Below are 12,673 nucleotides of genomic sequence, written 5' to 3' on the forward strand. Positions count from 1 at the left end.
TATCCTAAAATTTATTGGATTAAGTCATAGATTTCCATCGCTACGATATCGATATTATCAAATTCGTATTGCTGATGAGTATCTGTTTCAGTTAATTCAAATGTATCGGTCGCTTTATCATAAGTTACTGTACACTTCTCTACGCCTTCTTTTTCAAAACGGCGAACTTGCAGTTCATTATCTGCTGACTCGACCATAGCCTCCAGTCGTTTTATGATTGCGACTAATTGTGAATGTGTCATCGGAGGTCCTCCTTTTCTTATTTCTGTTATATTGTATCAAAAGCATAGCCTACTTGCATTGATTTTCTCTAAAAAAACTCGTTTTTTATGATTTTTTTTCTGGTATTTTTCCTTCAGGCCACCAAAGTTTGATCAAAGCTTGGGTTCCGTCATTCTCAAAACCTTTATCTGCCAACTCTTCATATAGTTTCAATGCTTGGGTAGTTGCTGGCAATACAAGGTCCATTTTTTCTGCTTCTTCTAATGCAATCTTTAAATCTTTGATAAAATGTTTGACAAAAAAACCAGGTGTGTAATCTTCTTTTAAAATACGAGGAGAATAATTGCTTAAAGACCAGTTAGCTGCACTTCCACCTGAAAGCGTCTCAATCACTTTCTTTAAATCAAGTCCGTTTTTTTGTGCATAGACAAGCATTTCCGTCATTCCTGTCATCGTACCTGCAATCATGATCTGATTAGCCATTTTTGTATGCTGACCTTTCCCAGCAGAACCATGCAATGTAAATGTCGTACCAAATTCTTTGAATAAAGGCAGTACTTGATCATAAACGGCTTCTTCTCCACCGACCATGATCGTCAGTGTACCATTCTTTGCTCCTAAGTCACCACCGGATACCGGTGCATCTAACGCATCTGCGCCTTTTTCTTTTGCTGTTTTTGCAATTTTTTCTGCCAGGCTTGGTGTACTTGTAGTCAAGTCAACTAAAATATGTCCTGAGATATCTGCAGAAAAAATCCCCAACTGTCCATAGTAGATTTCTTCTACATCTTTGGGGTAACCTACCATTGTAAAGAGAATATTACTTTGTTCTGCTACCGCTTTTGGTGTATCTGCCCAGATAGCTCCTTCTGTTACTAAAGGATCAGCTTTTGCTTTTGTCCGATTATAGACAGCTACTTCGTGTCCTGCTTCTAGTAGATGGCGTGCGACAGCACTTCCCATGACGCCTGTTCCGATAAAACCAAGTTTCATTTTTTCGACCTCCTAAAAATCAAAAATCCTTGCTTCTATGCTAGTATACGCTAGAAACAAGGATTTTTTCATAAAAAATGTTTGAATTTTATCTTTTAAATGAATTTAATTTTATTTTGATTCGTTCAATCGAGTCTTCTTCTTCTTTTCTTCGCATCTCTTCTTCATGATAAACAACCATGTCTTGATAAAATTCGATCATAGCTTCGCCGAAATGTGTAGATGAAATATCATAAAGTTTAGCTTCTAAAACTTTTGGATCTTTAGGAACTTCACTGGAAATATAATCAATAAGTGCTGGTGCAAAGTCTTCGTCGGTTTCAAAAGTTTTCCCTAATGAAGGATGATCGAACAATCGGTTCAAATAAGCATTTCCTTCCACGACACAAGGTGTTCCGGCTGCCATCGCTTCTGTATAAGTAAGCCCTTGTGTTTCTGAAGTAGAAGCACTGACAAAATAATCTGCCGCTTTATAATAAAGTGCTACATCATTGTTGTCCACTTCTCCTGTGAACTGCACAAATTCTTCTAACTGCAGTTCTGAGATCAATTCCTCTAACTCTTCTACATAAGGTCCTTTTCCTACGATAACTAATCTGGCGTTAGGATAAGCGGAGATGACCTGAGGAAACCCATTAATCAAGGCTTGGATATTTTTCTCATAAGAAATCCTGCTTAAAGAAAGAATCATCAAATGGTTTTCCTGAAGACCTAGTGACTCCCTTAATTTGCTGATATCCTGCTGAGTGATATCAGAACGTTTGAATTTTTCAATGTCGATACCAGTAGGAATCACGCGAAGCGGTGCTATTACACCATAGCTGCGTAATGTATCAATAACACGTTCACTTGGACAAACTACACCTGTCGTATGATTTGCAAATAATCTAGACAAGTATTTTACATGGGATTGCCTGATCACTTTTCCTTTACCAATATAATGAAGGTAATCTTCATACATCGTATGGTAAGTATGGATCAGAGGTATTTTCAACTTCTTAGCTACCATCTTCCCAAGTATCCCTGCTCCGAATTCTGTATGGGTATGAATAAGATCTAGTTCTAGTTCTTTGGCAACCAAATAAGCATACCACATGCCTCTAACAACAACTCTTCGATCCTTGAAAGAAATAAATGGTACACTTGGCATTCGAATCACATCTTTTTCCAACTTATCCGCATTAGGATCGGTCGTTGTAAAAATATAGACTTCATGCCCATGTCTTTCTAATTCTTGTTTTAATGTTTTGATCGATGTAGCAACTCCGCTGACTTGCGGAAAGTAGGTATCGGTAAAAAAGCCGATTTTCATGTTTTTCGCCTCCAAACTAGTCCTTGACCTGATTTACTTTTTTTAATTTGCTAGAGACTTTTTCATTCAGTACACTTTCGTATACATTTTTAAGTTCTTCACCGATTTTATTGATACTTCGCTCTTTTGCTGTTTGATAACCGGCTTGTGTCGTACTCGGTAGTTCTTGATTGGTAATCTGTTGGATCAGTCGGATAAATTCTTCGTTTGTCTTCCCCATATAGCAGTTCTTGCTATCTTCTAACCAGCCATTATACACTGGAATATCTCGAACAAGTACGTTTTGTTTGCTTGCTAAAGCTTCTAAAACAACGATCCCTTCTGTCTCTTCATAAGAAGGGAAAAAGAATAGATCTGCACCTGAATACGCGCCTTCTATGATCTCTCCACGAATGTAACCAGGAAACAGGACATTTTCAGGATGATCTTCTTTTACAATTTTCCGGATGTTCCGAGGAATCGAGTACATGGGAACATGACCAAACCAAATAAATGTGTATTCGGGCATCTTCTTAGCAATTTCTACGAAATCAATGATTCCTTTACGTTCGAAAAACAAACCGACACAAATGATTACTTTTTGATCCGGAGACAGTTTGAAATATTCTCTGAACTTTTGTTCTTTCATTGGATCAGGGCGATATTTCTCTAAGTCGATCCCATTGGAAATAGCTTGAATCGGCACACGGATACCATAGCTTTCTAACAACTGTTTTGAATAAGGTGTTGGCGTGATCAGATAGTCCGCTTTTTGGTACAATCCTACCAGATATTTTTTTACGATAGGAGAAAGCTGGTTCGATCCGATAAAGGAATTTCGGAAATCTTCCTCTGTAGAATGCGCATGATAGACAACTTTTTTTCCTTCTCTTCTGGCTTTATTGACCATATTATGACTATTGATTCCGTATGTATTGATGTGCAGGATGTCATAATCTTCTTTTTCATCTAGTGTATAAGAGATACCGACTTCTGTCAGAGCACGTTTTTGATGATCAAGCGCACGCCCGATTCCAGATTTTGCAAGCATCTTTTCACTTTCAAAATATAATAATACCTTCACCTTACGTCCCCCTTCACTTATATAGTATAACATAGCCTACAAACTGTCACTCAAACTTAAGCCCTATTTTTGTCTATTCTTACTGACAAAAACGTTTTCTTAAAAAAGAACAAAAAAACTGGCGTAGCTCTTTTACAAGCCACACCAGCTTTTGATACGTTGTTTATTTTACATATTCATGAACAAGTTCAACGACTTCTTCCATCGTATCGCATTCTTTCAATGCACGATCAGCAAGTTCAGCCATTTTCGCTGTGTCCAAGCGTTTCATTAAACTACGCGTTTTAAGAATAGATGTCGCACTCATTGAGAACTCATCTAGACCCATACCTACTAACAATGGAACAGCTGTTTGATCTCCAGCCATTTCTCCACACATACCTGCCCATTTTCCTTCAGCGTGTGCTGCATCAATTACATTTTTGATCAAACGTAAAATTGATGGGTTATATGGTTGGTACAAGTAAGAAACGCGTTCGTTCATACGGTCTGCTGCCATTGTGTATTGAATCAAATCGTTCGTACCTACAGAGAAGAAATCTACTTCTTTTGCAAACTTGTCTGCTAAGACTGCTGCTGCTGGAATCTCGATCATGATGCCGACTTGGATCGTATCAGATACTTCCTTGCCTTCACTGATCAATTTTTGTTTTTCTTCTTCAAAGATCGCTTTTGCTGCGCGGAATTCTTTGAGTGTAGCTACCATAGGGAACATGATACGTAAATTACCATGAACAGATGCACGAAGCAATGCACGCATTTGTGTACGGAACATTTCGTCGCCTTGTTCAGATAAACTGATACGCAATGCACGATATCCTAAGAATGGATTCATTTCATGAGGTAATTGCAGATATGGTAGTTCTTTATCTCCACCGATGTCCATTGTACGAACAACTACAGGTTTTCCTTCCATACCTTCTAATACAGCTTTGTAAGCTTCATATTGGTCATCTTCTGTTGGGAAGTCTGGAGAATCCATATACAGGAATTCAGTACGGTACAGACCAACTGCTTCTCCACCATTATTATGGACACCAACTAGATCTTTTGGTGTTCCGATGTTTGCAGCTAATTCAAAATGCTTGCCGTCAGCTGTGACAGTTTCTGCATTTTTTAGTTTTTCCCATTCTGCTTTTTGTGCTGCGTAATCTGCACCTGCTTTTTCAAATTCAGCTTTTTGTTCATCTGTAGGATTGATGATTACATCGCCTTCGATCCCGTTGACAGCCAAAATATCGCCTTCTTTGACTTTAGCAGTAATTTCTTTTGTCCCAACGATTGCTGGAATTTCTAAAGAACGTGCCATGATAGCAGAATGTGAAGTACGTCCACCAATGTCTGTTACAAACGCTTTTACAAAATTGCGATCTAATTGTGCTGTATCACTTGGAGTCAAGTCATGTGCAACAACGACCACTTCTTCGTTGATCATTGATGGATTTGGTAAAGTAACGCCTAATAAGTGCGCTAAAATACGTTTAGCAACGTCACGAATATCTGCAGCACGCTCTTGCATATAAGCATTATCTTCCATTGCTTCGAACATACCGATATACATATCCGTTACTTCTTTTAGCGCTGATTCAGCATTTACGCTGTTGTCTTTAATATTTTGCTTGATTTGACCTACCATTTCTGGATCTGAAAGAACCATCAAATGGGCATCAAATACTCGCGCTTCTACTTCACCTAAGCTTTGCGCTGCTTTTTCACGAATTTGCTGCAATTCTTCAGTAGATTTAGCTAATGCAGCATCCAAACGAGCTTCTTCAGCCGCAGTATCTTCTACTGTTGCCTTACTGAATGTTAAATCCGGTTGAACTAGCAGGTAAGCTTTTGCAACGGCTACACCGTCACTAGCGGCAATCCCTTTTAGCATTTCAACCATTATTCAGATAAGCCTTCTTTCTTCATTGTTTCAACGATTGCTGCCATTGCATCAGCTTCGTCAGCACCTTCTGCAGTAATAGTAACATCAGAACCTTGACCTACACCTAAAGACATAACGCCCATGATTGATTTCAAGTTTACTGATTTACCTTTATACTCTAAGTTTACATCAGAGTTAAATTTGCTTGCTGTTTGTACTAATAGTGTAGCTGGACGAGCGTGGATCCCAGTTTCTGCTACTACGTGAAATTCTTTCTTTTCCATATTAATCGGTCTCCTTTAAGTGAGTGTTGTTTTTATGTGAGGGTTTTCTTTTTTAGTAATTCAGAGAATCCTAACAAATGCCACCCTTTCATCTGTAAAGATTAACATTTTTTTTCGTTAGATACAACAGTTTTCATTCAATTTCAGATAAAAGTATTCAAATTATTCCGGATTCTTTTTCATCCTTTTCTTCACATTTTATAACAAACGTGTTTATTTTCTTTTTCTTGTCGCTTTCTCTTCTCCTGACGTTTATCATTCTTTCCTTTGACCCTCTTTGTTTTCATATGAAACGAATTACTTGCTTCCCTTTTTATTTTTAGTATAATAAGAGTCAAAGGTCAGGAATGGTCAATAGAGATTTCACCTTTTCTACCTCATAAATCTCTTAAAAAACTAGGGGTTATTCTTTTACCTCATGAAAAACGAGATGTAAAATATGGATGTACCCATTTTTGTGAAAGGACGTGAATGATTCATGCTTTGTCAAAACTGCGGCAAGAATGAGGCAACGATTCACTTGTATGCCACTGTCAATGGTCAGCGGACACAACTCGATTACTGTCAGAGCTGTTATCAAAAAATCAAAAATCAACAAAATGGAGGTCTGACTAATATGGCCCAAAATGATCCATTTGGATTTGGCAGTTTGGACGATCTTTTCCGTTCCATGTCTCGCCAAATGCAACAGCAAGGAAATTATGAGCAAACACCACCAACACAATTTGGCGGAAACAACAACTTCAATGGTGGTCAGCCACCTCAAGGCAATACAGAAGGTTTATTGGGAGAATACGGAATCAATATCACAGAACAAGCACGACAAGGTGATATCGATCCTGTGATCGGACGCGATGACGAAATCAAACGAGTCATTGAAATTTTAAATCGCCGAACCAAGAACAATCCTGTCTTGATTGGAGAACCAGGTGTTGGTAAAACAGCAGTTGTTGAAGGTTTAGCACAAAAAATCGTAGATGGTGATGTACCGCAAAAATTAATGGACAAAGAAGTCATTCGTTTAGATGTCGTATCTTTAGTCCAAGGTACTGGTATACGAGGACAATTTGAAGAACGTATGCAAAAATTGATTGAAGAGATCCGTCAAGCAGAAAATGTGATCCTATTCATAGATGAAGTTCACGAAATCGTCGGTGCTGGTTCTGCTGGTGATGGAAATATGGATGCTGGTAATATTTTAAAACCAGCTTTAGCTCGAGGAGAATTACAAATGGTTGGTGCTACTACCTTAAATGAGTACCGCATCATCGAAAAAGACGCTGCTTTAGAACGTCGTATGCAACCTGTACGGGTAGATGAACCAACTGTCGAAGAAACGATCAGTATTTTGAAAGGTTTGCAAAAACGTTATGAAGACTATCATCATGTAAAATATACTGATGAGGCCATCGAAGCAGCCGCAACTTTATCCAATCGTTACGTCCAAGATCGCTTCTTGCCGGATAAAGCCATCGATTTGCTAGATGAAACAGGTTCTAAGAAAAACTTGACGATCCAAATCGTTGATCCTAAAACAATCGAGAAAAAACTGCAAGAAGCAGAAGAACAAAAAGTTTTAGCTTCTCGAGAAGAAGATTTCGAAAAAGCAGCTTATTATCGCGATCAGATCAATAAACTTCAAAAAATGAAAGAACGTCAGCTCACTGAAGAGGAAACACCTGTGATTACCGAAAAAGATATGGAAAGAATCGTTGAACAACGGACAGGTATTCCAGTGGGTGAATTAAAAGAAAAAGAACAGACACAACTGAAAAATTTAGCAGATGACTTGAAAGCTCATGTCATCGGACAAGATAACGCTGTAGATCGAGTAGCGAAAGCGATTCGCCGAAACCGTGTTGGATTAAACAAACAGAATCGTCCAATCGGCTCCTTCTTATTTGTTGGACCAACTGGTGTAGGTAAAACAGAGCTTGCGAAACAACTTGCCTACGAACTATTCGGTTCACAAGATTCAATGATTCGTTTCGATATGTCTGAATATATGGAAAAACATAGTGTCTCTAAATTGATTGGTTCTCCTCCAGGTTATGTCGGATACGAAGAAGCTGGTCAATTAACAGAAAAAGTACGGAGAAATCCTTACAGTCTTGTCTTGTTAGATGAAGTAGAAAAAGCTCATCCAGATGTTTTGCATATGTTCTTGCAAATCTTAGATGATGGTCGATTGACAGATGCACAAGGAAGAACGGTCAGCTTTAAAGATACGATCATCATTATGACAAGTAATGCCGGAACTGGTAAAGTAGAAGCAAACGTTGGTTTTGGTGCGGCACGCGAAGGTGTTACTCGTTCTGTATTGAACCAATTAAACAACTACTTTACACCAGAATTTCTGAACCGTTTTGACGGGATCATCGAATTCAGTGCATTATCAAAAGAAAACTTGATGACAATCGTCACACTAATGCTAGACGATGTCAACCAAATGCTGGCAGCACAGCAACTTCACATCGAAGTTCCTACGAATGTCAAAGAAAAATTAGTTGACTTAGGCTATGATCCATCTATGGGTGCTCGTCCTCTTCGACGCACAATCCAAGAACAAATCGAAGATGGTATCGCTGAATTTTATCTTGATCACCCTTCTATCCATGAGTTGAAAGCAAAACTGGATAAAGATGGAAAAATCATCGTTACTTCTAAACCAGAACGTTTGGCAAAAGAATCAGCCGAAGAAACGGCTGAATAAATCCAGTTTTATAGCGTGAGACGGTATTTCTTTGAGAAATGCCGTCTCATTCTTTTTTCAGAAAAGTCAAAATACTGTTCATTTTATAAAAAAGAAATTATAATAAGAGAAACAAGCAATTAAAAATACATAAAAGAGGTGAGGGCCATGAAATTGGTAAATGTAACAAACAGCCATTCCCGTCTTGTATTAAACCAGCTTGAAAACACTGATGCCCATCTAGTCGAGGTCTACACAGCCGGAAATACCACTATTGTCTACACTGAAGCCCCTGAACATAATGAAATTCTGCTGATCAATGACAAACGTAAAATCCAGCCGAAAGAAATCGAAGATGCTAAAAATTATTTCTTAGATAAAATCAAAGACGCCGTTTACCACGAGGATGAAATCAAAGTAATCGAATTGGCAGGCCTTGTTGAAATCTCGATTCCAAAACATGAATTAGGCGCTACATTAGCCGTGTAAACAAATTTTGAACATAATAATTAAAGAGCGTGGGACAAAAGTAAAGAACACTTTTGTCTCACGCTCTAAACACGTATAAACGGCGGAAGCAGAAGCAACTCCTTCGGAAATAAGCTGAAATTCACGAAAATTGCTTTTCAAATTTTTGTGAATTCCAGCTTATTTCTTGGAGTTAAACGCTTCTGTCTCAGCCTCTTTTTCTTTCTAGCTTTTTGATTTTTCTCTTTTCTTTTGTACTTTTCTCTTTTCATTTTCAGTTCTACGCGTGTCTTTATTTTTAACTTTTTCCTCTTTATGGATGATTGATCGTACTTTTTGTGCAATTTGCTCGTTTTTGTCCCAGTCTTTTACATCTAATAATCGACATAATCGTAACATCTCTTCTTTTTTCTGTTTTTTTCTTTCACGTCTTTGCCATTCTGTTTCCATGTGTCACACTCTCCTTTCTTTAATCATATGTACGCAAAATAATTTTTATATTTTTTTGATTAGACATTTCTATGATTTTAATGGCTCTATACTTTTTGATGTTGGTGGATGACACCAGCATCTTTTTTATTTTCCAAAACATATAGAAAAGACACCTTGAAATCCTTTAGAATTAATTTGGCGAACCAACCCAAAAGGAGGAATCAAGATGTCTTACACTCACCTTATCAAAGAAACATTAGATATTCTAGACTTATCAGTTACTTTTAACGAAAATTGTCTCACAAAAGAAAAATACAAAGGGCAAATCTGTCATATTTATCGTGGAAACTTGATTTATACAGCCCAAGAATGCATCCACTGTAAACACCAGATTGCTTCAGATATTGTGCGTTGGGGTACAACAACCGTCCGGTTGTTAATGAACGATGTTTCTGAATACCGTACCTACCTCGAATTGAAAAAGCAACGCTTCAAATGCAAAGCTTGTCAGCGGACCTTTGTCGCAGATACTTCTGTTGCGAAAAAACACTGTTTCATCAGTGAGAAAGTCCGCTGGTCTGTCGTGACTCGTCTGAAAAAAAATACCTCAATGACAGAGATCGCCGCTCAGAAAAATCTATCGGTCTCTTCTGTTTACCGTATTATGAAGCGATTTTATCGTCCGTTGAATCCTTTTCGGACACCGTTACCTAAGGTACTTTGTTTTGATGAATTCAAATCAGTTCGGGGTGTTTCAGGTGCTATGAGTTTCATCATGATGGATGGACAAACACAGCGCTTATTGGACATTGTCGAGAACCGACAACTGCCTTTTTTAAAACGTTATTTTAGTCATTTTTCACGAGAAATTCGTGAAGCGGTCGAATGGATCGTGATTGATATGTACGCTCCTTATGTATCGCTCGTTAAAAAGCTGTTTCCAAAAGCACAGCTGATTATTGACCGGTTTCACATCGTCCAACATATTGGTCGTACCTTTCGCAATCATCGAATCAAAGAAACGAACCAACTATTAAAAAGCAAAGAACAAAAACACTATCAATTAGGTAAGCAATTAAAAAGATACTGGAAACTTCTTCAAAAAGATGAACGCAAGCTTGATTATACTCGACGCCTTTGGCGACCTGGCTTCAAAGCTCATTTAACAGAGACCGATATTGTGGATCGCTTACTGAAAGGGAGCCCTGCTTTGCGTGTAGGCTATCAGTTATATCAAGACTTTCTTTACGCTGTAAAGGAACGAGACTACGTATCGTTTGAAGAACTACTTACCAATAATATCATGCTTCCCGAAGGCTATCAGACGACCTTGAGAACGTTCCAGAAATTTCTGCCACAAATCAAAAATGCTTTACAACAAAGTTATTCAAATGGCCCACTTGAATGTCTGAACAACCATATCAAAGTGTTAAAACGAAATGCATATGGCTTTCGTAGCTTTTATAATTTCAAATTGCGCATCATGATTCGTCATGGCAACGCATTGATTTTCAACTAAAAAAGATCAAGAGGAACTGATCCACTTGATCTCCAATTATTCTAAGATTTCTCTTTACCAACATCATTTGACAAAGAGCCATTTTAATATAGTAAAAAGAGCCGTCACGGAAAATCCGTCACGGCTCTAAACAAAATATGAGAGGCTGTTTTTGTTTGGCTATTCTTATTACTTGATGCAGGGCAGCTTGTGTCAATACTTCTTTACATCAGACTTTTTAATTTTACATTAGGATATTTATCCGCAAACCAGCGTTCTGCAAATTGGTTCTCGAATAAGAACAATGGTTGGTCGAAACGGTCACGAGCCAAGATATTGCGACTTGAACTCATCTTCTCATCCAAATCTTCTGGATCGATCCAGCGAGCGATTTTGTGTCCCATTGGAGACATGATTACTTCGGCGTTATACTCATTTAACATACGATATTGGAATACTTCAAATTGTAGCTGACCAACAGCTCCAATGATATATTCTTCCGTTAGATATGTTTTATAAAGCTGAATCGCTCCTTCTTGAACTAATTGATAGATTCCTTTGTGGAAGGATTTTTGTTTCATGACATTTTTTGCAGTCACTTTCATAAACAGCTCTGGAGTAAATGAAGGGAGTTCTTCATAAGCAACTTTTAGTTTTCCTTCGAACAATGTATCCCCAATCTGATAATTACCTGTATCATATACACCGATGATATCGCCTGCTACTGCTTTTTCGACGTTTTCTCTCGAATCTGCCATAAATTGTGTGACATTGCTTAATTTCAGTTTTTTATTTGTACGTTCCAACCAGACATCCATTCCTCGTTCGAATGTTCCAGAACAGATTCGGACAAAAGCGATTCGGTCACGATGGGCTGGATTCATATTTGCTTGGATCTTGAATACGAAACCTGAAAATTCTTCCTCATAAGGACTTACCATCTGATCATCTTGTGTTTTGTGTCCATAAGGAGCTGGTGCCAATTCAACGAAAGTCTCTAAAAAAGTCTGTACACCGAAGTTAGTCAATGCAGAACCAAAAAATACTGGTGTCTGATCGCCACGAGCAATTTTTTCTTGATTAAATGCATCTCCAGCCTCTTTGATTAGTTCTACTTCTTCTAAGACTTGTTCATATAAGGAATTTTCAGTTAGAGGATGATTTTCGGGAAGCAGTCCATCTTCATCCAATTCTACTAATCGTTCATCCTGATAATTTTCCGGACGATAAAACTCTACACGATTATGGTAGATATCATAAAGACCTTCTAGCCCTTTACCCATACCGATTGGCCAATTCATCGGATAAGATTCGATATCTAATAGCTCTTCTAATTCTTCTAACAATTCCAATGGTTCACGACCATCACGATCTAGTTTGTTGATAAAAGTAAATATCGGGATGCCACGTTTTTTTACAACTTGGAATAATTTCTTTGTCTGTGCTTCGATCCCTTTTGCACTATCGATTACCATGACCGCACTATCCACGGCCATCAAAGTACGATAAGTATCTTCAGAAAAATCTTCATGTCCTGGTGTATCCAAGATATTTACTCGTTTCCCTTGATAATCAAACTGCATAACAGAACTAGTAACAGAAATCCCACGTTGTTTCTCGATTTCCATCCAGTCTGATTTGGCAAAATTACCTGTTTTTTTGCCTTTTACGGTCCCGGCTTGACGGATAGCCCCACCAAACAATAGTAATTGTTCTGTAATCGTTGTTTTCCCAGCATCCGGATGGGAAATGATCGCAAAAGTTCTGCGATTGTCCACTTGTTGCTTTAATTCTGGATTATTCATAACCTAACTCCATTTCTTCCATTCAATTATT

At 38.1% G+C, this 12,673-nt stretch carries 11 protein-coding genes; 3 read left to right on the plus strand and 8 right to left on the minus strand.

From position 1 onward, the window contains the following. Positions 1-11 precede the first annotated feature (11 nt). The 6 genes from MKX69_RS08455 to MKX69_RS08480 all read right to left on the minus strand — a co-directional run bounded on the left by MKX69_RS08455 (position 12) and on the right by MKX69_RS08480 (position 5,747). Positions 12-242, minus strand: coding sequence for a YkuJ family protein (locus MKX69_RS08455; RefSeq protein WP_002287607.1), 231 nt, complete (start codon positions 240-242; stop codon positions 12-14). 85 nt (positions 243-327) lie between these two features. Then, a complete protein-coding gene (locus MKX69_RS08460; RefSeq protein ID WP_002339659.1) occupies positions 328-1,215 on the minus strand; it encodes an NAD(P)-dependent oxidoreductase in 888 nt (295 codons plus the stop codon). An 88-nt stretch (positions 1,216-1,303) separates the two neighbouring features. Next, positions 1,304-2,527 carry a glycosyltransferase family 4 protein gene (locus MKX69_RS08465; RefSeq protein WP_002287605.1) on the minus strand — a complete coding sequence of 408 codons (1,224 nt, stop codon included), beginning with the start codon at positions 2,525-2,527 and terminating at the stop codon, positions 1,304-1,306. 16 nt (positions 2,528-2,543) lie between these two features. Further along, positions 2,544-3,590, minus strand: a complete 1,047-nt coding sequence (locus MKX69_RS08470) for a glycosyltransferase family 4 protein (protein WP_002323526.1) — start codon at positions 3,588-3,590, stop codon at positions 2,544-2,546. Between the two features lie 163 nt (positions 3,591-3,753). Then, a complete protein-coding gene (gene ptsP / locus MKX69_RS08475; protein WP_002339657.1) occupies positions 3,754-5,481 on the minus strand; it encodes a phosphoenolpyruvate--protein phosphotransferase in 1,728 nt (575 codons plus the stop codon). Next, a complete protein-coding gene (locus MKX69_RS08480) occupies positions 5,481-5,747 on the minus strand; it encodes a phosphocarrier protein HPr (protein WP_002287602.1) in 267 nt (88 codons plus the stop codon). Before MKX69_RS08480 ends, ptsP begins: the two co-directional genes overlap by 1 nt. A gap of 478 nt (positions 5,748-6,225) precedes the next feature. Between MKX69_RS08480 and MKX69_RS08485 the strand changes: the two genes are divergently transcribed. Both MKX69_RS08485 and MKX69_RS08490 read left to right on the plus strand, forming a co-directional pair. Next, positions 6,226-8,460 carry an ATP-dependent Clp protease ATP-binding subunit gene (locus tag MKX69_RS08485; protein WP_025479629.1) on the plus strand — a complete coding sequence of 745 codons (2,235 nt, stop codon included), beginning with the start codon at positions 6,226-6,228 and terminating at the stop codon, positions 8,458-8,460. A 147-nt stretch (positions 8,461-8,607) separates the two neighbouring features. Next, on the plus strand, positions 8,608-8,928 hold the full coding sequence (locus MKX69_RS08490; protein WP_002339655.1) for a DUF1827 family protein: 321 nt from the start codon (positions 8,608-8,610) through the stop codon (positions 8,926-8,928). 204 nt (positions 8,929-9,132) lie between these two features. Here the strand turns inward: MKX69_RS08490 and MKX69_RS08495 are convergent, their stop codons facing one another. Continuing rightward, a complete protein-coding gene (locus MKX69_RS08495) occupies positions 9,133-9,357 on the minus strand; it encodes a hypothetical protein (RefSeq protein ID WP_002287661.1) in 225 nt (74 codons plus the stop codon). Positions 9,358-9,565: 208 nt separating this feature from the next. On the opposite strand from MKX69_RS08495, the gene MKX69_RS08500 reads away from it, so the two are divergent. Continuing rightward, positions 9,566-10,858, plus strand: a complete 1,293-nt coding sequence (locus tag MKX69_RS08500; protein ID WP_000122610.1) for an ISL3-like element IS1251 family transposase — start codon at positions 9,566-9,568, stop codon at positions 10,856-10,858. A 203-nt stretch (positions 10,859-11,061) separates the two neighbouring features. Here MKX69_RS08500 and MKX69_RS08505 read toward each other — a convergent pair whose 3' ends face one another. After that, positions 11,062-12,642, minus strand: coding sequence for a peptide chain release factor 3 (locus MKX69_RS08505; protein ID WP_002298237.1), 1,581 nt, complete (start codon positions 12,640-12,642; stop codon positions 11,062-11,064). Positions 12,643-12,673 lie beyond the last annotated feature (31 nt).

This window comes from Enterococcus sp. FSL R5-0957, assembly GCF_038008005.1.
Taxonomy (GTDB): domain Bacteria; phylum Bacillota; class Bacilli; order Lactobacillales; family Enterococcaceae; genus Enterococcus_B; species Enterococcus_B faecium.